This window comes from [Clostridium] cellulosi (genome assembly GCF_036762875.1).
Lineage (GTDB): Bacteria > Bacillota > Clostridia > Oscillospirales > Ethanoligenentaceae > Ruminiclostridium_D > Ruminiclostridium_D cellulosi.
The window spans coordinates 90,409-113,369 of sequence record NZ_JBAIZF010000026.1; the positions used below are offsets into that span (position 1 = coordinate 90,409).

Genomic DNA, 22,961 nt, shown 5'->3' on the forward strand with positions numbered 1-22,961 from the left:
GATTTCCAGTGAAGCATTTATTGAAAATGCTCGACCTTACGAGTGAAGAAATCATAGAGATACTCAACCTCGCTGACCAGCTTAAGTATGAAAAGAAACATAATATTCCTCACCCGCGCCTTGCCGGCAAATCTCTGGGCATGATTTTTGAGAAGTCATCAACGCGTACGCGTGTTTCGTTCGAGGTCGGCATGTATGAGCTGGGCGGCCATGCGCTGTTTTTGAGCTCGCGTGACCTCCAGATTGGGCGCGGCGAACCGGTTGAGGATACCGCCCGCGTACTTTCACGTTACCTTGACGGCATAGAGATTCGTACATTTTCTCAGGAAGAAGTGGAAAACCTCGCAAAGTACGCTACTATCCCGGTAATCAACGGCCTTACCGATTTTGCCCACCCCTGTCAGGTTCTCGCGGACCTGATGACCATTCGTGAGTTCAAGGGACGCCTCGAAGGTTTGAAGATGTGCTTTATTGGCGACGGCAACAACATGATGAACTCCCTTATCGTCGGCGGCATAAAAACCGGCATGACAGTATCTGTCGCCTGCCCGAAGGGCTATGAGCCGGCGCAGCAGGTGCTGGATTTCGCAAACGAGGCGAACAAGAAAAAGCCTGTGTTTACACTTTGCCACGACCCGATGGAGGCGGCAAAGGACGCCGATGTTGTATTTACTGACGTTTGGGCATCTATGGGGCAGGAGGCGGAGGTCGAGAAGCGCCGCCGCGATTTCAAAGGCTTCCAGGTCAATGCCGAGCTTATGAAAGTCGCAAAGCCGGACGCTATGGTTCAGCACTGCCTGCCTGCGCACAGGGGAGAAGAGATTACCGCCGAGGTTTTAGAGGCGCATGCAAACGAGATATTCGAAGAGGCTGAAAACAGGCTCCATGCTCAGAAAGCGGTTATGGTAAAGCTGATGGCGGACTGATATCGCGAATATATAAAAAATCCTGCTTCTATTATTGAAGCAGGATTTTTTTGCGCAGTTTTTCTTATTGCCTGACTTGTGATATTAAGCTATATTTATTTTTCTTAATCAACGGCCGTCAAATTGAAATACAACCTTACTAATTGCATACTCGCCGTAATATTTTGTCCATGAGCGGCATATAGTCTGATAGAAAGAAGCCGTTTATGAGAACATGCCGCGTTGCTGCGGCGGGAGGGATTGCAATGCCGATGCAGGATGATAAAAATACGGTCAAAAAGGTACACAACATTATACTTGAAGACAGACGGTCGCTTACTGTCTCGGGCGTTTCCGATGTCGACAGCTTTGACGAGCAAACCGTCATGCTGTATACAGAGCTTGGTGAGCTTACCATCCGCGGAACCGACCTGCATATGAACAAGCTCAATGTAGAAACCGGTGACGTCAGCATAGAGGGCAATATCTCCTCACTGTCGTATCAGGATGAGGTTCCTCGCGGCTCTGGCGGCTTTATGGGCAGACTTTTTAGATAGGATGAACATTTATGGGGATAACGATTTCGGGACAGACGGGGCTGCTTATTTCGGCGGCCCTTCTTGGTTTTATGCTCGGCGGCCTGTACGATGTATTCCGGTTTATAAGGGTGGCTACTAGGTGCGGGCGCGTGGGGTTGGTTTTTCTCGATATTTTTTACTGGCTCATCTGTTCTATTGCGACATTTGTTTTTATCCTGCTGGAAAATGAGGGAAAAATCAGATTTCTTGTTTTATTGGTTGAAGCATTGGGAGCGGCGCTGTATTATTATACAATAGGCGCTATTTTTATAAAAAGGGCTGAGGAAATCGACAGGGCTGTAAAAAGACATGTAAAACAGGCGGGCAAGGCAGTTATGGGGCCGGTGCGCAAGTATGGCGGTGAAGCGTTTTCTAAAATATCCAATAGTTGTAATAAGGCATACAGGAATATTAAAAAAGATTCTAAACTTTTGAAAATACGCTTGAAAGTTAAGTCTAAGATGATGTATAATTTAATACAACCAGCAAAGAAGCCCAAGCCTCATAAAAAACGATAATCTTCAATAAGAAGCGGGGCTCTTTGAAACTACCGCTTTTTTGGTTGGAGCGTGACTTGATGAAAAAGCGCAGGAATAGTTTGATATTAAAAATAGCTATCCTTTCGTTCGCGGTGTATATCGTGGCGACGCTTATCTATCAGGCAGTTCAAATCAAAGAAAGCAATAAAAGGCTGGCTCAGGTGAAATCCCAGTATGCGGCTACGCGAGCAGAAAATGAAAAGTTAGAAGCACTTCTGAACGAGAGCGACGAGGAATTTATGGAAAGTGTCGCAAGAGAAGAGCTGGGATATTCAAAACCTAATGAACGTATTTATGTCGACGCATCAGGAAACTGATTTAACCTATAATCACGCAGAGTAACACTTTTTAGGAGGATTATTGTTTTTTATGCAGCTTGAGGTTGGTGCTGTTTTAGAAGGAAAAGTCACCGGCATAACCAAATTTGGGGCTTTTGTCGAACTTCCAGGCGGAAAAACGGGTATGGTTCACATATCTGAAGTTGCGCCGACATATGTAAAAGAAATTAAAGATTATGTCAAAGAAAATGAAACCGTAAAAGTCAAAATTCTCGGCATTACGCCCGAAGGCAAGATAAGTCTTTCAATGAAGAGGGTTGAGCCTCAGGCAAAACGCCAGTTCGGCGGAAGACCGGATAACTTTGAATGGCAGCCGAGGCGTAATGAGAACATGACGTTTGAAGAAATGATGAACAAGTTTAAACAGTCGAGTGAAGAAAAGCTGTCAGATCTTAAAAAATATATTGATCCGAAACGCGGAAATCTTTCAAGACGCGCTTCTACAAGGTGAAAATTTAGAACGGAGTGTAGTGTTACACTCCGTTTTCATTATTGGTTGCATATGCTTTAATGCGGCAAATGAAAGGTTACATTTAAATAGAATCCAAAAATACTGCTTATTGCTGAAAGACAGACAGTACATACTGCTGACGAACAAGTCTAAAATTTCAATTGAAGGGTGAATAGGTTGCTTATTAAGAATGCGAAAATTTATACTATGGAAGGCCGTCCGATAGAAAACGGATGGCTCAGAACGGAAAACGGCATTATACATTCTCTGGGGGAGGGTGAAGCCCCAGATTATTCAGGGGAGATAATAGATGCAGGCGATGGGGTGTTGCTGCCGGGCCTTATTGACGCCCATACACATATAGGGATGTGTGAAGACAGCCTTGATTTTGAAGGCGAAGACACAAATGAGGATACCGACCCCTCAACCCCGCAGTTGTCTGCTGAGGACGCGATAAACCCTATGGACAGGTGCTTTGACGACGCGCTGTCGGCCGGCGTCACTACAGTCATCACAGGGCCGGGCAGTGCCAACCCCATCGGGGGACGCCTTATCGCCATGAAAACCTACGGCAAGCGTGTCGACAAAATGGTGTTCAAAAATCCTGTCGCTGTGAAATTCGCCTTGGGCGAAAACCCAAAGACCTGCTATCATGCAAACCATGAGACGCCGGTCACTCGTATGGCCACTGCGTCGATTATCCGCGAACAGCTTTATAAAGCTCAGAAATATATGGACAAACTCGAAAAAGCCTCTCAGGATGAGGATGAAGAAGAGCCGGATTTTGAATACAAGTGCGAGGTGCTCATCCCTCTGCTCAAAAGGGAGATACAGGCGCATTTTCACGCCCACAGAGCCGACGACATATTCACCGCTATCCGCATTGCAAAGCAGTTTAACCTTGATTATGTCATAGTCCACGGAACTGACGGGCACATTATTGCTGACGAGTTGAAAGAAGACGGCGCAAGGGTGCTGTCCGGGCCTTTCCTTTGCGACAGATGTAAGCCCGAATTGCATAACCAGACGCCGAAAGGCCCCGGCATTATGTCAAAGGCCGGGCTTGAAGTCGCTATTATCACCGACCACCCGGTCATTCCGATTGAATATCTGTCGCTTTGTGCTGCACTGGCGGTCAAGAACGGGATGGATTATGAAGAAGCGCTGAGGGCTATAACGATAAATCCCGCACGCATAACGAAAATTGACAACAGGGTTGGTTCGCTGAAAGCCGGCAAAGACGCCGACCTCGTAATTTTTGACGGCGACCCCTTGCAGCTTTATACGAACGTCAAATTTGTTGCAGTAGGCGGAAAAAGGGTGAAATAATGCGCGAAATTAAGGTGGGTTTAATAACCGAAACAGTAAAGCGGCTCTGCATTGACGCAAACCACGAGCTTTCATGCGACATGGAGGAAAAGCTCCGGGGCAGTCTGGAAAAAGAAAAATCGCCGCTCGGAAAAGAGGTTCTGAGCGACCTTTGCCGCAATCTTGACGCCGCGAGGGAAATCAAGGTGCCTATCTGCCAAGACACCGGCATGGCCGTCGTCTTTGTTGATGTGGGACAAGATGTCCATATTGTCGGCGGCGCACTGAACGACGCGATTAACGAGGGGGTTCGCCGCGGGTATGTCGACGGGCTGCTGCGGCTGTCGATTGTGTGTGACCCGCTGCGCCGTGTTAATACCGGGGACAATACCCCGGCGGTCATTCATACGCGTATAGTCCCCGGCGATCAAATCAAGATTACCGTCGCACCGAAAGGATTCGGCAGCGAGAACATGAGCGCCATCCGTATGTTTACCCCTGCCGCTTCCCGGGACGATATTATTGATTTTGTCGTCTCGACGGTTGAAAAAGCCGGCAGCAAGCCCTGCCCGCCCGTTGTGGTGGGAGTAGGCATAGGCGGTGACTTTGAATATGCAGCGCTGCTGGCAAAAAAGGCCCTTTGCCGCCCCTTTGACACACCCCAACAGGATGAGTTCTACAGGCAACTTGAAGAAGATATCTTAAGCAAGATAAACGCTTTGGGAATAGGCCCACAAGGGTTCGGCGGAACAGTAACGGCGCTTGCCGTCAACATCGAGTTTTTTGCGACCCATATCGCCGGACTGCCGGTTGCCGTAAATATGGGCTGCCATGTGACAAGGCACAAGACTGCGGTAATTTAATACACCCACAGTATTTGATGACCTGTAAAGCGCAAATAAAAACGGCTCGGAATTTTACCCGAGCCGTTTTTCAATTTTGCGTGAGAAAGAGAATTTCAAAAGCACCGGCGTGATAATGGTAGTCAAAATAACCACAAGGATGATGGAAGTAAACATGCCGTTTGAGATTATCCCGTTTTGAAGCCCGATATTTGCGGTTATTATAGCGACTTCGCCGCGGGAGACCATTCCGACGCCGATTTGCAGCGCCTCGCTTTTCTTCATCTTAAAGAAGCCGGCAGGCGCGCCGCAGCCGAAAACTTTACCGATGACGGCTATGACGAATATGACAATGATAAAGAATATGTTGTCCGGCGATATACCTTTAAGATTTGCCTGAATCCCGACACTTGCAAAGAATACAGGGGCGAGGAATCCCGAAGAAATCGCCTTGACATTGCGTTCAAGCCATTCTTTGTGGCCAAATTGCGACAGCAGCAGGCCGCACAGGTAAGAACCGGTTATAGCGGCGATGGAGAGGCTTTCGGCTGCAAAGGCGCACAGCAGCACAAGGGCAAGCGTCAAGGACAGCAGCGCCGGGCTGGGCTTTAGTTTGTCAACGTACTTTTTTGCGAATCTCGGCAGGAATGCAATCACCAGAAATGATACAACGCAGAATACCGCAATGCTGATTAATGTCACAGGAAGGGAGGCGCGTTCCGCACTTTTCGTGCCTGATAATGCAAGCGTTATTGAAATTATAATTAATCCCAGAATATCGTCGATTACGGCGGCACCTAAGATGTTGATACCGGCTCTGGTGTTGAGCTTACCCATCTCATTGAGCGTTTCCGCGGTGATACTGATACTTGTAGCCGTAAGTATCACGCCGATGTAAACGCTTTCAATAAGATTGGGGTTAAACAGGTTGGCACAGAGAGTCCCAAGCATGAAAGGCAGCGCTATGCCTCCGCAGGCGATGGCGAATGCGGAAAGCCCCGCTTTTTTCATTTCATCTAAGTTTGTTTCAAGCCCGGCCAAGAACATCAGCGTTATGACCCCGAGTTCGGAGAGCAGTTTAATGTTATCGGTATAATCAACAAAGTGGAGCACAGTCGGGCCAATTAAGACACCTGCTGCTAGCGCCCCGAGCACTTCGGGCATTTTTATCTTCCGGCTTAAAGCTCCGAGCAGTTTTGTTGCGATGAGTATAAGTGCGATTTGAAGCAGTATTTTTTCCACTGTTGAACCTCCATAAATATTGTTTCCAGATGCTGTTTTGAAAATTAATCCGCGACAGGCAAGGTGCATTGATGGTTTTGTGATAATGTAAGCCGCGGCCTGACAGCAGATAACTTGCAAACAGCTTCTTGAAATAGCAATATTGGACATAAAAAAGAGAAGCCTCAAAAAGGCTTCCCACCCAAGAAGCAGAATCTTGAAAACGTATAAAACGTCCAACCGAACTGCGATATTGTCTATATTATACCATATTTACGGGGGATTTCGCAACTATAAAAGCCCTACGCGCTGCAGTTGGCGCAGCAAAAGCGTTCTCAGTTCAGACGGCACCTGAATTTTAAACAGGTAACGGGCGCTGTTGGGTATCCTTTCGATGGCAAGAGCCTGCGGGCTGTTCGGCGCGACAGTAAACATTCTTTTTTTCCCGTTGTTATCCATTGCCGTCACAGCAAACGGCGAGTTGGCGCCAGCGGAGGTTCTGTCCGAGCTGCCGAACAGGGGAGCTATTTCGGCGCTTAGGGCCTCGGGAACATGTAAGGCGTCGGACAGCTTTTCCGCTGCGGCACGCAGCGCCTCTGGAACATGTAAAGAGTCGGACATCTCAATTGACGCTGCGCGGTTAAGGCCGAGGGGGTCAAGGGCAAAAACGGTTGCAGGTAAATTGCTGTTTGTATTGCTAAGGGCGTCATGCAGCGCTTTAATTGAGTTTGTGGACCACTCAAGGAGCCTTGTCGGTATATTATGAAACGCCATCTGCAAAAGGACTTCCGGATAGGCATATGCCCGCCCCGCGCCGATACCTGCGACAAAGTTCGATATGTCTGCAGTCTCGTCAAATGGGTTACCGGAGCTAAGAACCTGAGGCAAAAGTGTCGGAATATCAGTGGTTAGTCCAATAAACCAGAGGGTATTTTCCGAGTTTCCAAAAACGCTCCTGTAAAAGAAATCTATGGCGGTTATGTATTCCTGTACGTTATGCACGATAAAGGCGGTGCCGTCAGCGTCAGGGTAATACCATCTGGGATAGGGACGTGAAGGGTCATCTTTGCCTGCCGGGCCGCTGTAAGGATAAAAGCCTCTTTTCATATCTTAAGCCCCCAATTAAGACATCTTTTAAAAGTCAAAAAGTCAGAATTTAATTAAAACATCAGTATATTATATTCAAAGTTTTAAAAATGAGCATAAATTTTCAAAATTTATTAATTTTACTTTTTGGTTTACGCAAAAAATTTTTAAGTCACAGCTTTTAAGCGGATAATTTACACAGTTAAAAATTTGTGTTATAGTGATAACTGAAATAAGTTGGGGCAGATAGCTATAAAAGATGGTTTAGTATTATTCAGTACATTTGCGTTATATTAATAAAGGCCTAATGTAATAAAAATCACAGATATTTTGCGCGTGGCAGTGTAGTATATAATCAAAAAAGGGGGACTGAAAATGCCATTAACTATTACTTCAGAAAATTTTGATACTGAAGTTTTGAATTCAGATAAACCTGTTCTGGTTGACTTTTGGGCGACATGGTGCGGCCCGTGCCGTATGATTGCGCCGGTTATCGATGAAATAGAAGCCGAATACGGAGATAAAATCAAGGTCGGCAAGGTCAATGTTGATGACGAGCCGGAAATCGCGTCCAACTTCAACATCATGAGCATACCCACGCTTCTGTTTTTCAAAGACGGAAAGGTTGCCGCTTCATCTGTCGGGGCCCGTCCAAAAGAAGATATCATTCAAATGCTGGGGATTTAACACAAAAGCTGTCGTCGTTCTGACGGCAGCTTTTTTTAATAGTGTATGCCGAAAATAAAAAGTAAATTCAGAATAACTTTATTTTGCCGCCAATTGATTGAACTTTTCAGCACGGTATTAATTGTATATTGCTGTAAACACCATCAGCACTTGCTTTACAAAATTTTTCATGGGGGTTATAATTTTAACAAAAACAGCGAAAGGGTAATCATATGGAGGCCTATAAAAAGGAATTTATTGAATTTATGGTGAGGTCCGGAGTGCTCACTTTCGGCGACTTTGTGACCAAGAGCGGACGCAGGACGCCTTACTTTGTCAATACAGGGAATTATGTTACTGGTGAGCAGATGCAAAAGCTCGGCGGATTTTACGCTGAGTGCATAAAGGCAAATATCAAAGAAAAAATTGACGCGCTGTTCGGACCGGCATATAAGGGAATCCCGCTGTGCACTGCGGTTTCTATGGCTCTATACTCCAAATTCAATGAAAACGTAAACTATTGCTTTAACCGCAAAGAAGCCAAGGACCACGGAGAAGGCGGCAAAATGGTCGGATATAAGCTGAAAGACGGCGACAACGTCGTAATAATAGAGGATGTCGTCACAGCCGGAACGTCGGTGAGGGAATGTCTGCCGCTGCTGAAAGAACAGGCGGACGTAAATATTGTCGGACTGATAGTTTCCGTTGACCGCATGGAAAAGGGGACGGGCGATAAAACCGCGAAACAGGAGCTTTTTGAGCAGTATGGCATTAAGACATACCCGATAGTCACTGTCAGAGAGATTATCGATTCAATCTACAACCAGCCGATCGACGGCAAGGTCTATATCGACGACGATGTAAAACAGCGCATGGAAGAATATTTTGAAAAATACTGCGTGCAATAAACAGCAAAAAAGGACGGATTATTTCCGCCCTTTATTATTAAGAAGCAGCAGGGCACCGAAAAAAGTTTGTGAAAGTGTATACTTGCTGTATAAAAGTTACACTATAGAACAAAATGGAATAGGATTCGACAAAATAAAAGGCCGTCCTCATTTCGAGGGCGGCTTTTAAAATCATTACTGATTTTGTTGCTTTTTAGCGTTTGCCTTCATACGGGCGGCGTGGTCAAGAATACGCTTGCGCAGACGCAGGCTCTTCGGAGTAACCTCGAGCAGTTCGTCGTCAGCCATATATTCGAGCGACTCTTCAAGGCTTAACTTATGCGGCGGCACAAGGCGGAGCGCCTCGTCACTTGAAGAGGAACGCATATTGGTTACATGTTTCTTTTTGCAAACGTTGACGACGATATCATCGCCCTTAGGTGAACAGCCAACCACCATACCGCCATATACCTTTGTGCCTGGTTCAATAAACAATGTCCCGCGGTCCTGTGCATTGAAAAGGCCGTAAGTAACAGCTTCACCGTCTTCAAATGCAATCAGTGAACCGTAACTGCGGGATGGGATTTCACCTTTATACGGCTCGTAGCCGTGGAAAACCGAGCTTATAATACCTTCGCCCTTTGTATCAGTCATAAATTCGCTTCTGTAGCCGAAAAGGCCGCGTGAAGGAATAAGGAATTCAACGCGCATGCGGCTTCCTTGCGGCTCCATGTGCTGCAATTCGCCCTTGCGCATGCCCATCTTTTCCATGACAGAACCCATGTAGTCTTGAGGGACGTCGATTACTACTTCCTCAATCGGCTCGCATAAAACGCCGTCAATTTCCTTGAAAAGCACACGCGGTGTGCTTACTTGGAACTCATACCCTTCCCGGCGCATTGTCTCTATTAATATGGAAAGGTGCATTTCACCGCGTCCGGATACCTTGAAGGAATCCGGCGATTCAGTTTCCTCAACATGCAGTGAAACGTCCTTGAGAAGTTCTTTGAACAGTCTCGCGCGGAGATGGCGGGAAGTTACATACTTGCCCTCGCGGCCGGCAAACGGGCTGTCGTTAACCGAGAATGTCATTTCGATTGTGGGGTCGGAAATCTTGACAAACTTCAGTGGCTCAACGGTTTCTGGATCGCAAATCGTATCGCCGATAGTTATGTTTTCAATTCCGGATAAAGCGACTATGTCGCCGATTGTCGCAGTTTCGACAGGAACGCGCTTTAATCCTTCAAACTGATAGACATTTGTAATCTTGGCTTTATACGGGGTATATGTGTTGTGATAGTTTGCGACAACTATGTCTTGTCCCTGCTTCAAAGTGCCGCGCTCAATACGGCCGATAGCTATGCGCCCGACATAATCGTTATAGTCAATTGAAGAAATGAGCATCTGAAGCGGGCCTGTTTCGTCGCCCTCAGGCGCCGGTATATATTCGATAATTTTCCGGAAAAGGGGAGCAAGATCCTTGCCTTCCTCGTCCGGATTCAATGTAGCAGTTCCATTTCTGCCGGAACAGTAAACGAAAGGACTGTTCAACTGCTCCTCGTTTGCGTTCAGATCAAACAAAAGTTCAAGTACTTCGTCTTCAACTTCCTTAATTCTTGCATCTGGCTTGTCTATTTTGTTAATGACAATGATGACCTTGTGGCCGAGGGACAATGCCTTTTGAAGCACGAAGCGCGTCTGCGGCATAGGCCCTTCTGCGGCGTCGACGAGAAGGAGAACCCCGTTTACCATTTTGAGAATACGTTCAACTTCGCCGCCGAAGTCAGCATGGCCAGGGGTGTCCACTATATTTATCTTAACGCCGTCAAACTTTGCGGCGGTGTTCTTAGCCAGAATGGTTATGCCGCGTTCACGTTCAAGCTCGTTCGAGTCCATAACGCGCTCCTGCACAACCTGATTTTCTCTGAATACGCCTCCTTGTTTAAGCATTTCGTCGACCAATGTTGTTTTGCCGTGGTCGACATGGGCAATTATTGCGATATTGCGGAGATCGCTGCGTACCAATTAAACCTGCTCCTCCCGAGATCGGGCCGCAAATGTATTATGCGGCTAAAATTATATATATTTTCGTAAAATTCCATAACATTATTATTTTACGCTTTTATTGATATGCTGTCAAATTAAAAAAGCAATATTAATCTTTCTTTCATACTAATGTGAGAATAGTGTCGGTTTTGGTCTATTGGTTGTATAAATTTCTGCTGAATGAATTTTTTCAAATAAAAAACCGCCTGTAAAATCAGGCGGCCAAACAGCGCTTATACTTATTTGAAACTTGGCAATAATAAGCGGTGCCTGTGGGGGGCACCGCTTTCTAATTACTTTTTCTGCGTTATTTAATCATTCTTTTGAATTGCCTGCAATACAATTAAACATAAAAATATGCTGACAGCATGAACATAATTAAAAATTAAATCATAAAACTGAGTTCCAAAACACAATAACGCTTAAATATTCTTGAAAAAAGCTCTTTATAAAAGTATATTCGTCTGCCGCAGAAAATGTGAAAGTAAATATGTTTATAAAAAAATATTATTATTCCTATCAGAATTAGTATAAATTTTTGTTGACAAACGGCTATACTGGGAATATAATAAAAGCATAGTAAATATGTATGAATAATATGGATTAACGATTGGAGGAATAGATATGGCGAAAATCGCAAAGAATTTAACGGATTTAATCGGAGGCACTCCGCTGCTTGAACTTTCAAACTACAATAAAAGCAGAAATCTCGGGGCTACTCTCGTAGCAAAACTCGAATATTTTAACCCCGCAAGCAGCGTAAAGGACAGAATCGGGTATGCGATGATAAAAGACGCTGAAGAACATGGACGCCTTAACAAGGACAGTGTTATAATAGAACCCACCAGCGGCAATACCGGCATTGCGCTTGCATTTGTCGCCGCGGCAAAGGGTTATCGGCTGATACTTACAATGCCTGACACGATGAGCATTGAACGCCGTAACTTGCTGAAAGCTCTTGGGGCAGAACTGGTTTTGACCCCCGGGTCAAATGGCATGAAAGGTGCCGTTGAAAAGGCAGAGGAGCTTGCAGCTTCCATTCCGAATTCAATAATACTGCAGCAGTTTAAAAATCCAGCGAATCCGGCTATTCATAAAGCGACGACCGGACCTGAAATCTGGAACGACACCGACGGAAAGGTGGATATCTTTGTTGCCGGTGTCGGCACAGGCGGCACAATAACGGGCGTTGGCAAATTCCTTAAAGAAAAGAACCCAAATGTCAAAATAGTTGCAGTCGAGCCGTTCAGTTCACCTGTCCTTTCAGGCGGAAAACCCGGCCCGCATAAAATTCAGGGTATTGGCCCCGGCTTTGTTCCGGATGTTTTCGATCGCAGCGTTGTCGATGAAATCATTACTGTAAAAAATGAGGATGCCTTTGAAACATCCCGCAGTATTGCAAAGAGTGAAGGGCTGCTTGTGGGCATATCTTCCGGCGCTGCCGCATTCGCTGCAACACAGGTTGCTGAAAGGCCGGAGAACAAGGGCAAATTGATTGTAGTTATGTTCCCGGATTCCGGTGAAAGATATCTTTCAACTACACTTTTCGGATAAGAACACGTGCTCTGCAGGACTGCCTTTGGTTGAATTAAATCAGAGGCAGTTTTGCTGTTTAAGTACTCAATTTGCAAGCAAGCCGCTTATATGTAAATCTAACGGGTAATGACAAAAAAAGAAACCAAAATTTAGGTAAAAAGGCAAATATTAATGGAGCCAATTGGAATAATTCTCTTGATTTTTACATCTAATTGGTGTAAAATAACATAAAGGCAAAGGGTATTTAATGGGCGGTTAATCACTCTCCTAAGATGGGGGGTGATATTGTGGAGTACTTGGCGGCAATTATACTTATACTTATATTTGCCACAGGATACGTAAAAACAATAAAAAAATAGCCGCCCCGTGCTCAATGGATGCGGCTATTTCGCGGACATTGGGTTAACCGCTGATGCGGGTACCCTTTGCCTTACCTTTTAATTATATAAAATAAAAAAAATTAAGTCAATAGGTTAATTTAGGGAGAGACAAAAATTAATATAAATTAGAATAAACCACCAAATATACATTGATTTTTATGGTGCGTGTTATTGAAAAAGCCAGTACATGAGCATTGAGAAGTCGCATAAAAAGGAATTGAGAACAAACGAAATGAATGTTATGGCATATGCAAAAGCCGGAACAACCAAAACCAGAAGGTCAGGTTGTTCCGGCTTTTTTGAACCAGCTTCTCAGCAGAAGTTGATTTTTAAACCAAAAACTGCCGCAGTCACATCTGTTCTGCGGCAGTTTATAGTTCAAAGTCGCTTTTATCAAATTCCGGAAGAATAGGCGCGTGTGAAGGGACGCGTTTTAAAGGGTCATATTTGTAGCTGCGGCAGCAGAACGAGGCATCGACCACGCCTTTTTTCTTGCAAAGAATCTTGATTCCGTCGTTTGCGGGTCTGCCGTGCATACAGATTGAACAGTTGCCGTCTTTTGTCTTTGAAAACAGGCTTTTCAAAACAGTTCCCTCCGATTAGATAACCTACTTGCCGCTTATAGGTAGCCATACCAGAAAAATCGATTTATTTCACATATAAGTATAGCAAATAAACGGCAAAAATCAATCTTCGGAGTGGCTTGGCTGAACATATATAATTTTCCAGTTCAGACATTTGCAAGAGACAGGAGCAGAATAGCGATAATGAACAGCATTGCGCAGACGGCGGGTATGCTGTGGCATGAAACTATCAGGTTGTTTTGGTATGTGGCAAAAGCAGTTACCACGCTGCTTGTCGGTATGGCGGAGGGGAATATTTTAAACAGCACAAGGGCAAACACTGTGGAAAAGAATACATGCAGGATTCTGGTTAGAATGAAAAGTTTTGCGGAAATACCGGATTCCTTTATCAAGGATATCACCTGAAACTGGACAGATAATCCCGAAAAACCGAGGATTGCTGCTGTGAGCAGTATTGCCGGCAGCCCAACAGAGCCAGAAGCGGCGGCGCACCCGTTTGTCACTTCAAGCAAACCGACGGCTGCGCGGCTGTAGAACGATGGGTCGGATGCCGGAGGCGGGATTATATGTGACACGGTGTCGGCCAGAAGCTGTATGGTTCCTGTGTAATTCAAAAGGCTGTTCAGCGCGGAGAACAGGATGACAAAGGCACAGATTGTGACTATGCTTTGGGCAGAACCGGTCACAGACTTGACAAAGGCCGCGGACAGATTGTCAGTTCTCCTTGTAACATGGATATGTTTGCCCCTGCCCGATTCCCTGCGTTTTTGCCCTATACGCATGACAAGCCCTATTGTAAAAGAGGCCAGCAAATGTACGATATAAAGCAGTATGCCGGCCTGCACATTCTTGAAAAAGCCTGCCCCAACTGCGCCGATGATAAACGCCGGACTTGAATTTATGGCGAAACACAAAAGCCTTTCGGCCTCCCGTTTTGTAAGCGACCCGTTTTGGCAGAGCTTAGCCACTGCGTCCGCCCCGACAGGGTAGCCGCCTATTGCCCCTAATACAAGTGCAGCTCCGGAGCTGCCCGGCAGGCGGAATATCAGTTCTGTCACCGGTTCCAGAAAGCGCCCGCACCAGTCGGCTGTTCCTGAGCTTATGATGAATGAGGAAAGCACAAGAAACGGGAACAAAGACGGGATAATTGTACTGCCGCAGAGCAGCAGCCCTTTTCTGGCACCCTCCAGTGCAGGCTGAGGTACAAACATGAGCAGCAGCATAAGTATTGCGGCTAAAATGGCGGCTACAATTTTTTTCGTGCGCCTTAACATGATTGTGGATGTATTCTTGGACATTTTAATTCCTCCCCCGTAATGTATATGTGGCAAAGCTGTGACAGCATGTATTTTTATTGGAAATGCCTCATAAATTTAAAACAGCGATTTATGTAAAAATCAGGCTTTGATGACAGCTCGGGGGTGCTTTGATTGGCGCGTCATAAAATCCGAAAAAGGCCAGAATCTGAAAAGAGAAAGCGAAGATCAAATAGAGCCGAGACAATGGCAATAAAAGCGGCAAGGGCGGTTGAACTGCCCATAGATTTCGTTGCCGGAATGGTACATTTAGACTTTTCGGGGAACCGGGAAGTAGTGGTTGAGGGCTGCCGGGGAGTCCTTGAATATGACGAGAACATTGTGTGCATAGACACCGGAAAAATGAAAGTCCGGTTTTTGGGCAGGGACCTTGCCATCAGAAATTATATTGATAAATCAATAACTGTCAGTGGTTTTATCAATTCGGTAGAATTTTTGACTTAGTGCGGCTTAACAGTTAAAGCCGCATTAAAGCGGGAACAGCCGTATTGATGACAAATCGGAGGAATTATGTTTTTTTTAAGGCTAATCCAGATATTTCTCGGATATATTAAATTCAGAGTCGACGGGGCAAGCTGTGAGAAGTTTTTAAATCTTGTGTCGAGGGCCGGCATAGTTTTATGGAATATAAGGCGCGATAAGACGGGCCTTTATGCAAACGTGCTCTTGTCAAAATATAAAACCGCAGAACAGCTCGCGAAAAAGGCGGGGGTAAAGCTTACAATTGTTAAGCGAAAGGGTGTGCCGGTATACCTTATAAAGCTGAAGAACCGGCTCGGTTTCGTGTTAGGTATAGTCTTGTTTGCCGCGATTATCGTATATTTTTCAGGCTATGTGTGGATTATTAAAATCAGCGGCAACAGCACAGTTTCTTCCCGCGAAATAATGTATGCGCTCAGTGACCAGGGGCTTGAGCCGGGGGTGAGAAAAAGCACATTTGACAGAAAAACAGTAGAGCAGCAGGCGTTAGAAAAGATACCTGAGTTGTCATGGATTCATATAAATTTAAGCGGCTCGGTCGCAAATGTTGAGGTGGGTGAGCGGACAAAGCGTCCGGAACTGGTTCCGGACGACAGGCCCTGCAATATAAAGGCGAGTGAAACCGGGCAGATACTGCAAATGGAGGTCTATGAAGGGCAGACCACGCTGAAGGTCGGCGACACAGTCCAAAAAGACGAGCTGCTGGTCAGCGGCGTAATTGAGGAGCCGATGACCATGCTCACCAGATACGTCCACGCGAGGGCGAAGATAATAGCCTCGACCTCCCGGGAACTCAGCGTAAAGGTGCCGTTCAAAACAACAGAAAACAGGGATACCGGCAAGGTGATAAAGAAATACTCAATAAGGTTTCTGAATGTTTCTATACCCTTTTATTTTGGGGTGCCGAGCGGCAACTACAGACGGCTTGCCTATAAAAATCCGCTGGTGATAGGCGGTACGCAGCTTCCCGTTTCGTTTAATACGACCGCCTTTCTGGAGTATAAAAATGTTCCGGTAACGCTTAACAAGCAGCAGGCGCTTGAAAAGGCGAAAAAATTGATTGCGGACAAAGAAAGAATCGAGTTTTCAGGCATTAAAGTAACTGCCAAAGAATATGAACAGAAGTTTGAGCCGGATGGAATTACATTGATAGGGAAATACAAATGCGAGGAGAACATTGCCGTATCAAAGGAGGTGAAAATCGGCGAAACGGGCGGCAAAAGGATAATTAGGCAAGAAAGCTGATAATTTTAGTTAAAATGATAATATGAAAATAGGATATTTTGTGGTACAATATTATGGAAATTAGCGGTGTGATAAACAAGCGGCAAAAATCCAGGTATTAAATTAAAATTAAGGGTGAGGAAATGGCTGAGCAATCAATTAGCATCGAAAGAATCGACCAGATAACAGGGCTCTTTGGAAATTTCGATGAAAATATACTTGCAATCGAAAAAGAGTTCAATGTTAATATTCTCAACCGTGGCACGGACCTGCGGGTAACCGGCGAACCTGAGGATGTTGACAAAGCAGTCAGAACAATTGACGAACTTATCAAAGCGATGAACCGCGGCGAAACAATCAACAGTCAGAACCTGAGCTATCTTATGACACTGGTTGAGGAGGGTAACGAAGACAAATTTGAAAAGCTCAGCGGCTGTATCTGTATAACGTCCAACGGAAGGCCAATTAAGCCGAAAACCATCGGACAAAAAAACTATGTAGAGGCGATAAAAGAAAATACTATTGTGTTCGGTATCGGCCCCGCGGGAACCGGTAAAACCTATCTCGCAGTAGCTATGGCGGTAGCCGCGTTCCGCAACAAGGAGATAAACCGCATTGTGCTGACCCGGCCGGCGGTTGAAGCTGGTGAGAAGCTCGGCTTTTTGCCTGGAGACCTTCAGACAAAGGTTGACCCTTATTTAAGGCCGCTTTATGACGCTCTTTATGATATGCTCGGCAGTGAGAGCTTTCAAAAATACCAAGAACGGCAAAGCATAGAGGTAGCCCCGCTGGCTTACATGCGAGGCCGTACTCTTGATGATTCTTTTATAATTCTTGACGAGGCTCAGAATACAACACCCGAACAAATGAAGATGTTTTTAACACGGCTCGGATTCAACTCAAAAGCAGTTATCACAGGCGATGTAACACAAATTGACTTACCCGACGGAAGAAGGTCAGGGCTTATCGAAGCGTCTAAAATACTCAAGAATATTGAGGGCATCCACATCAACTATTTTACTGAGAGGGATGTAGTAAGGCATAAATTAGTGCAAAAGATTATCAAGGCATACGAGAAGTACGAAAGGGAAGGAAGACGATAAAATGGATAAACTAAAAGTATATATAGAGAATCGGCAAAAGAAAGTAAAAATTCCTTCAGGGCTGAGGCTCCTTGTGCGGCGCTGCTGCAACGCAACGCTTGTAGCTGAAAATTTTGAGGGAAGCGCAGAAGTAAATGTGACATTTGTCGATGATGAACAGATAAAAGAACTTAATCAGCAGTACCGGGGCAAAAATACATCAACGGACGTGCTATCTTTCCCGATGGGCGAAAACGGGAAGTTTGACATAAATCCAGATACAGGCGCCTATGTGCTCGGCGACATTGTCATTTCCCTTGAACATGCCGCGGCACAGGCTGAAAAATACGGACATTCATTGCAGCGTGAAGTCGGATTTCTGACCATTCACTCAATGTTGCATATACTGGGCTATGACCATGTGAACGGCGGAATTCAGGCGATGCGCATGCATGAGCGTGAGGACGAGGTTATGGCTGCACTCGGCCTTGACCATGATGTTTACGAGGATAATTTAAACAATGGTTAAGAAAGTAAAAAACCTTGCCCAAAGTTTCAGGTACGCGATAAGGGGAATTGTCCACTGCGTAAAGAATGAACGCAATATGAGGATTCATATTGTCGTCGCCGCTTATGTACTGATATTCTCTGTGTTTTATAACTTTTCAGCTACGCAGTACCTTATCCTGCTCCTGACTATCGGCATGGTCTTTTTTGCTGAGACGGTTAATACTGCGATTGAAGCGCTTGTTGACCTTGAAACCCAGAGCTATGACAGCCTTGCGCGCATAGCAAAGGATGTAGCCGCGGGCGCTGTGCTTATCTGCGCTGTATTCGCCGTTGTAGTGGGCATTATATTGTTCTTTAAACCCGCAGTTATTGCACAAATTTTTAGCTTTCTAATACACAACATATTATATGGTGTATTATTTTTATTATCTTTGCCGGCGTCTGCTTTCTTTATCTTTGGCTTGCCGTCCGGCATCAAGTTTTTAAAAAAATAAATTTGAGCCGTTAAATTTAATCGGCAGGGGAGAGCAACTTGGAAGTAACACGATCCGGATTTATCGCGATAGTAGGACGCCCGAATGTGGGCAAATCCACACTACTCAACGCTATGATAGGCGAAAAAGTCGCCATTGTTTCAGCAAAGCCCCAGACTACGCGCAACAAGATAACAGGGGTGCTGACGGACGGTGACGTCCAGCTTATATTTCTTGACACTCCTGGGCTTCACCGCTCACGTAACAAACTCGATGACTATATGCGCCGCACTATTGACGATTCGCTGACTGAAATTGACGCCGCCGTCCTTGTAGTTGAGCCGCAGGTCAATGCAACTGACTCCGAAATGGAGCTTATCAAAAAACTGTCGGCGAAAAAGGCTCCGGTTTTGCTCGCTGTCAATAAAATTGATACAGTAAAAAAAGAGAGCCTGATGGAAGTTATCAGCGAATGGTCAAAACGGTATGATTTTAGCGCAATTGTTCCGCTCAGCGCAAAAACCGGAGACGGTGTCGAAATTTTAAAGGATGAGCTGAAAAAGCAGATGCCCGAGGGCCCGCAGTATTTCCCCGACGATATGCTGACCGACCAGCCGGAAAGGCTTATCGTCGCTGAAATCATCAGGGAAAAGCTCTTATACCTGTTGTCGGACGAGGTTCCCCACGGCACCGCCGTTTCGGTCGAAAGGATGAAAGAGCGCCCTCAAGTTATGGACATTGAGGCTACAATCTATTGCGAAAAAGAAAGCCACAAAGGTATAATTATAGGCAAAGGCGGGCGCATGCTCAAAGAGGTCGGCATCAAAGCCAGAGCCGATATTGAGGCATTTCTCGGCTGTCATGTCAATCTCCAGCTCTGGGTAAAAGTCAAGGACGATTGGCGCAACAGGGAAAATATCCTAAGAACGCTGGGGTATGACTGATATTGATTTATCATATTAAAAAGTCAATGATAAACTAATGGAACTTGAAGTATATATTACCGGACATATTGCCGTCACCTTCGTGAAAAACTTTAACAGGAAGCGTTGATAAAGTTTAACTGGAATGTTTGAAAAGATATTTTTCAGACATCCGCAATTTCAGCGTTTCAAAACAAATGGGGCAGCCCATTAATCGGAGGGATTTTGGTGGACAGAAACGCCGTTTGGGCATTATTCGAAAAGACAGGCAATATTGGCGCTTATATGTTGTACCATAACATGGGTATGTCCGGCGCTTTAGATAACCGGGAGGCAGCAGCTAATGCAGATAAAAACCGACGGACTGATCATTCGCGATCTGAATGTCGGTGAAGATGATAGGTTAGTAACAATATTGACACGTTCCCGAGGCGTCGTAAGAGCCTCGGCACGTGGGGCACGCCGCGTCAAGAGCCGATTATCGACTGCAACGCGGCTGTTTTGCTATTCGGATTTTACTCTGTTCAAAGGCCGTGAAAAATACATAATCGACGACGCACAGCCAATTGAGTTCTTTCTCGGCATAAACAAGAACCTTGAAGGGCTTGCGCTGGCGCAGTATTTTGCTCAGGCTGCGGCGGCTGTTGCGCCTGAAGAGGACAACGCTGAGCCATTTCTGCGTCTTATGCTCAACTCATTAAACTTTATCAAGAACGGCAACAAAAAACTCGTTCAGATAAAGGCCGTATTTGAACTGCGTATTCTGACAATGGCGGGATATATGCCTGACCTCGTCGCGTGCAGAAACTGCGGCGCATATGAAGCCGACACAATGTATCTTGACCCGATAACCGGCACGCTCCTTTGCGGTGACTGCGCAGCTTTGGGGCATGGCGCGGCTGTGTCCGGCAATCCCAAACTGTCAAAGGGCGCCCTCGCCGCTATGCGCCATATCGCTTATTCAGACTTTGAAAAGCTGTTTTCGTTCTCACTGCCCGACGCTACATTGAAAGAACTCGGCGCGGCGTGTGAGTCATATTTCAAAAGCCAGTTGGAGCGCAGTTTCCCGACACTGGATTTTTATAATTCCATCGCGGGTAAATAATTATTTCTGACTGCAAAACCAAGATATCGGATGTGGTGATATTGGATTTATCCCAAAAATCAAGGAAAGCGCTTGAATATGATAAGATAACCGAAATGCTCGCCCTTGAATGTTCATGCGAAGAAAGCGCGGCATTGGCAAGAGCGCTTGTTCCTTTTGACGATATAGAAAAGGCAAGACACGCAATGCGTGAAACCGAGGACGCCTGCAGGCTGTCATTGCGTTTCGGCGGCCCGTCGTTTTACGGGCTTAAAAATATTAAGAATCAGCTTCACCGGGCAAAGATCGGCAGCTCACTGAACCCGCGGGAGCTGCTCGATGTAAAGTCGGTGCTCTATGCTATCCGCACGCTTTCGCATTACCGCGAAACATCTGAGAGCATGGAGACCTGCCTTGACGGGTATTTTGACAACCTTGCGCCGAACAAATACCTTGAGGACAAGATCGACAGCGCGATAATCTCCGAGGACGAGATCGCCGACACCGCCAGCGAGGAGCTTCTGCGCATACGCAGGGCGAAAAAGCGCACCGAAGAGCGCGCCAGAAACCAACTGGAAAAGATAATCCGCTCCCCGCAGACACAGAAATATCTGCAGGAAGCGATAATTACAATCCGCGGCGGGCGTTTTGTCGTTCCGGTAAAAGCGGAGTGGCGAGCAGAGATTCCGGGGCTTGTTCACGATACGTCTGCCAGCGGTTCGACCATATTTGTCGAGCCTATGGGCGTGGTGGAAGCAAACAATGAGCTCAAGGTGCTGTCTTCCAAAGAGGAGAAAGAGATTGAGCGGATTCTCGACGAGCTTTCCAAAGAGGTCGGCACCTTTGCAGACAGCATAAAAGACAGCGCCGATACCGCGGTATTACTGGATTTTATATTTGCAAAGGCACGCTTGGCGTTTAAGATGAAAGCTACCGCCCCAAAACTTGAAGCCGACGGCGGCATTGAACTCCATAAGGCGCGGCACCCGCTGCTGGACCCTAAAACGGCGGTTCCGATAGACCTGTACCTCGGCGGCAACTTTGATACCCTCGTTGTCACCGGCCCTAATACGGGCGGCAAGACCGTTGCCCTCAAAACGCTCGGGCTACTGACGTTGATGGCGTGTTCGGGGCTTATGATACCAACCGCTGAATTCAGCCGGGTCGTATTCTTCGAAAAGGTGCTTGCCGATATCGGCGATGAACAGAGCATAGAGCAGTCATTGTCCACATTCTCGGCACATATGACGAATATAAGGGATATCCTTGATGAGTGCGGCGAAAACAGCCTTGTTTTGCTGGACGAGCTGGGGAGCGGAACCGACCCCGTCGAAGGGGCAGCGCTTGCGGTAGCTATTCTGGAATATTTGAAGCAAAAAGGCGCAAAGACCGCGGCGACGACCCATTATGCTGAGCTGAAGGTTTACGCTCTTCAGACGGACAGGGTTGAAAACGCCTGCTGCGAATTCAATGTTGAGACTCTTAAACCGACTTATCGACTGCTTATAGGTGTGCCGGGGCGTTCCAACGCCTTTGCTATTTCCAAAAGGCTTGGTATAGACGACGCGATAATAGACAGGGCACGGGAGCTTATCTCAAGCGAGGATTCGCGGTTTGAGGATGTTGTGCAAAAGCTCGATACCACCCGCCAGAACATGGAGATCGAGCGCGGTCGGGCAATGCTGGCCCGAACCGAGGCCGAAAAACTCAAAAAGCAGGCGGAGGAGCTGAAAAAATCCGTCGAAAGGGAAAAGGAGAAGGAACTCGAGAAGGCAAGGCGGGAGGCAAAGCGCCTTTTGGAACAGTCCCGCGCACAGGTGCAGATGATTTTGAATGAGATTGAGGCACTGCGCAAAATGAAAGACACGCAGGATGCCGCCGAGTTGCGGGAACTTGCTAAAACCCAGATTGGTTCGCACTTAAAGCAGTTTGAGCGCATAGCCGACCCCGTAAAAGAGAAGCCTGCGGAGCCTTACAAATTGCCGCGTCAGTTAAGGCCCGGCGACTATGTGCTTATTACGGATATCGACAAAAAGGGTACGGTTCTGAAAGCTCCAGACTCGTCTGGATTTGTTGAAGTACAAGCGGGTATTATCAAAACCCGCGTCAGGATTGAGAACCTGCGTCTTTTGGACGAGAATAAACAGCAGCAAAAGCTGCAGTCAAGCATAAAGACCAATATCGACCGCTCAAAAATCCCTGCGAAAAATGAGCTTGACCTGCGCGGATATACCGTTGAAGAAGCACTTATTGAGGTCGATAAATTTATTGACAACGCACAGCTTGCAGGCATCGGCGTTCTTTCGATAATCCACGGAAAAGGCACAGGCGCTTTAAGAAGCGCCATCCAGCGGCACCTCAAGAGCCACCGGGCTGTAAAGTCCTTCAGGCTGGGGCATTACGGTGAGGGCGAAGACGGCGTTACTATACTCGAACTTAAATAAATTTACAGTTATTTTGGAATAGCTGGCATAAACCATTTTTTTGTGCTAAAATAAAGGA

Annotated in this window: 23 protein-coding genes and 1 other annotated feature; of the genes, 18 read left to right on the plus strand and 5 right to left on the minus strand. The window is 46.2% G+C overall.

Annotation, left to right across the window (positions count from 1 at the left end; translation table 11 throughout):
* The first annotated feature begins 8 nt into the window (after positions 1 to 8).
* The 7 genes from argF (at position 9) to V6C21_RS08295 (ending at position 4,982) form a co-directional block, all read left to right on the plus strand.
* Positions 9 to 926 (plus strand): ornithine carbamoyltransferase, encoded by a 918-nt coding sequence (gene argF, locus V6C21_RS08265; RefSeq protein WP_034843911.1) that lies wholly within the window; start codon positions 9 to 11, stop codon positions 924 to 926.
* Between the two features lie 245 nt (positions 927 to 1,171).
* A complete protein-coding gene (gene yabP, locus V6C21_RS08270) occupies positions 1,172 to 1,462 on the plus strand; it encodes a sporulation protein YabP (RefSeq protein WP_479268785.1) in 291 nt (96 codons plus the stop codon).
* Positions 1,463 to 1,473: 11 nt separating this feature from the next.
* Entirely contained in the window at positions 1,474 to 2,001 is a 528-nt protein-coding gene (gene yabQ / locus V6C21_RS08275; protein ID WP_051492603.1) for a spore cortex biosynthesis protein YabQ, read from the plus strand.
* A gap of 59 nt (positions 2,002 to 2,060) precedes the next feature.
* Positions 2,061 to 2,339, plus strand: coding sequence for an FtsB family cell division protein (locus V6C21_RS08280; protein ID WP_479268786.1), 279 nt, complete (start codon positions 2,061 to 2,063; stop codon positions 2,337 to 2,339).
* Between the two features lie 52 nt (positions 2,340 to 2,391).
* The gene (locus tag V6C21_RS08285; protein ID WP_034843950.1) at positions 2,392 to 2,811 is read left to right on the plus strand and encodes an RNA-binding protein S1; all 420 of its coding nucleotides are present in this window, start codon (positions 2,392 to 2,394) and stop codon (positions 2,809 to 2,811) included.
* Between the two features lie 177 nt (positions 2,812 to 2,988).
* Positions 2,989 to 4,140 (plus strand): amidohydrolase, encoded by a 1,152-nt coding sequence (locus V6C21_RS08290; RefSeq protein ID WP_084228814.1) that lies wholly within the window; start codon positions 2,989 to 2,991, stop codon positions 4,138 to 4,140.
* Positions 4,140 to 4,982 (plus strand): fumarate hydratase, encoded by an 843-nt coding sequence (locus V6C21_RS08295; protein WP_479268787.1) that lies wholly within the window; start codon positions 4,140 to 4,142, stop codon positions 4,980 to 4,982. The genes V6C21_RS08290 and V6C21_RS08295 overlap by 1 nt, the downstream gene beginning before the upstream one ends.
* Positions 4,983 to 5,036: 54 nt before the next feature.
* Here V6C21_RS08295 and V6C21_RS08300 read toward each other — a convergent pair whose 3' ends face one another.
* Both V6C21_RS08300 and V6C21_RS08305 read right to left on the minus strand, forming a co-directional pair.
* The gene (locus tag V6C21_RS08300) at positions 5,037 to 6,203 is read right to left on the minus strand and encodes a cation:proton antiporter (RefSeq protein ID WP_479268788.1); all 1,167 of its coding nucleotides are present in this window, start codon (positions 6,201 to 6,203) and stop codon (positions 5,037 to 5,039) included.
* A 171-nt stretch (positions 6,204 to 6,374) separates the two neighbouring features.
* Positions 6,375 to 6,424: a sequence feature (sodium ion sensor (DUF1646 type); this cis-regulatory element may regulate processes involved in with the transportation of sodium ions), on the minus strand.
* A gap of 49 nt (positions 6,425 to 6,473) precedes the next feature.
* On the minus strand, positions 6,474 to 7,289 hold the full coding sequence (locus V6C21_RS08305) for a hypothetical protein (protein WP_479268789.1): 816 nt from the start codon (positions 7,287 to 7,289) through the stop codon (positions 6,474 to 6,476).
* A 354-nt stretch (positions 7,290 to 7,643) separates the two neighbouring features.
* Between V6C21_RS08305 and trxA the strand changes: the two genes are divergently transcribed.
* Together trxA and pyrE are read left to right on the plus strand one after the other, a co-directional pair.
* Positions 7,644 to 7,955 (plus strand): thioredoxin, encoded by a 312-nt coding sequence (trxA, locus tag V6C21_RS08310; RefSeq protein WP_479268790.1) that lies wholly within the window; start codon positions 7,644 to 7,646, stop codon positions 7,953 to 7,955.
* 212 nt (positions 7,956 to 8,167) lie between these two features.
* Positions 8,168 to 8,842 carry an orotate phosphoribosyltransferase gene (pyrE, locus tag V6C21_RS08315; protein ID WP_034841569.1) on the plus strand — a complete coding sequence of 225 codons (675 nt, stop codon included), beginning with the start codon at positions 8,168 to 8,170 and terminating at the stop codon, positions 8,840 to 8,842.
* 174 nt (positions 8,843 to 9,016) lie between these two features.
* On the opposite strand, the gene typA is transcribed toward pyrE, so the two are convergent.
* Positions 9,017 to 10,846: a translational GTPase TypA gene (gene typA, locus V6C21_RS08320; protein WP_034841574.1), complete on the minus strand. Its 1,830-nt coding sequence runs from the start codon at positions 10,844 to 10,846 to the stop codon at positions 9,017 to 9,019.
* Between the two features lie 645 nt (positions 10,847 to 11,491).
* Here typA and cysK point away from each other — a divergent pair.
* Positions 11,492 to 12,421 (plus strand): cysteine synthase A, encoded by a 930-nt coding sequence (cysK, locus tag V6C21_RS08325; protein ID WP_034841576.1) that lies wholly within the window; start codon positions 11,492 to 11,494, stop codon positions 12,419 to 12,421.
* A gap of 733 nt (positions 12,422 to 13,154) precedes the next feature.
* Here cysK and V6C21_RS08330 read toward each other — a convergent pair.
* Positions 13,155 to 13,367, minus strand: a complete 213-nt coding sequence (locus V6C21_RS08330; RefSeq protein ID WP_034841580.1) for a hypothetical protein — start codon at positions 13,365 to 13,367, stop codon at positions 13,155 to 13,157.
* Between the two features lie 146 nt (positions 13,368 to 13,513).
* On the minus strand, positions 13,514 to 14,665 hold the full coding sequence (locus tag V6C21_RS08335) for a nucleoside recognition domain-containing protein (protein WP_479268791.1): 1,152 nt from the start codon (positions 14,663 to 14,665) through the stop codon (positions 13,514 to 13,516).
* A gap of 132 nt (positions 14,666 to 14,797) precedes the next feature.
* Between V6C21_RS08335 and V6C21_RS08340 the strand changes: the two genes are divergently transcribed.
* The 8 genes from V6C21_RS08340 to V6C21_RS08375 all read left to right on the plus strand — a co-directional run bounded on the left by V6C21_RS08340 (position 14,798) and on the right by V6C21_RS08375 (position 22,903).
* On the plus strand, positions 14,798 to 15,127 hold the full coding sequence (locus V6C21_RS08340; RefSeq protein ID WP_052659891.1) for a YabP/YqfC family sporulation protein: 330 nt from the start codon (positions 14,798 to 14,800) through the stop codon (positions 15,125 to 15,127).
* Positions 15,128 to 15,193: 66 nt separating this feature from the next.
* Positions 15,194 to 16,408: a sporulation protein YqfD gene (gene yqfD / locus V6C21_RS08345; protein WP_034841586.1), complete on the plus strand. Its 1,215-nt coding sequence runs from the start codon at positions 15,194 to 15,196 to the stop codon at positions 16,406 to 16,408.
* A gap of 122 nt (positions 16,409 to 16,530) precedes the next feature.
* Positions 16,531 to 17,490 (plus strand): PhoH family protein, encoded by a 960-nt coding sequence (locus V6C21_RS08350; RefSeq protein WP_034841588.1) that lies wholly within the window; start codon positions 16,531 to 16,533, stop codon positions 17,488 to 17,490.
* A gap of 1 nt (position 17,491) precedes the next feature.
* Positions 17,492 to 17,998: an rRNA maturation RNase YbeY gene (gene ybeY / locus V6C21_RS08355; protein ID WP_034841591.1), complete on the plus strand. Its 507-nt coding sequence runs from the start codon at positions 17,492 to 17,494 to the stop codon at positions 17,996 to 17,998.
* Complete coding sequence (locus V6C21_RS08360; RefSeq protein ID WP_045085732.1) at positions 17,991 to 18,473, plus strand: diacylglycerol kinase family protein; 483 nt, start codon at positions 17,991 to 17,993, stop codon at positions 18,471 to 18,473. The genes ybeY and V6C21_RS08360 overlap by 8 nt, the downstream gene beginning before the upstream one ends.
* 38 nt (positions 18,474 to 18,511) lie before the next feature.
* Positions 18,512 to 19,396 carry a GTPase Era gene (gene era / locus V6C21_RS08365; RefSeq protein ID WP_034841593.1) on the plus strand — a complete coding sequence of 295 codons (885 nt, stop codon included), beginning with the start codon at positions 18,512 to 18,514 and terminating at the stop codon, positions 19,394 to 19,396.
* A gap of 322 nt (positions 19,397 to 19,718) precedes the next feature.
* Entirely contained in the window at positions 19,719 to 20,480 is a 762-nt protein-coding gene (gene recO / locus V6C21_RS08370; protein WP_479268792.1) for a DNA repair protein RecO, read from the plus strand.
* Positions 20,481 to 20,521: 41 nt separating this feature from the next.
* On the plus strand, positions 20,522 to 22,903 hold the full coding sequence (locus V6C21_RS08375; protein ID WP_034841598.1) for an endonuclease MutS2: 2,382 nt from the start codon (positions 20,522 to 20,524) through the stop codon (positions 22,901 to 22,903).
* Positions 22,904 to 22,961: the final 58 nt, after the last annotated feature.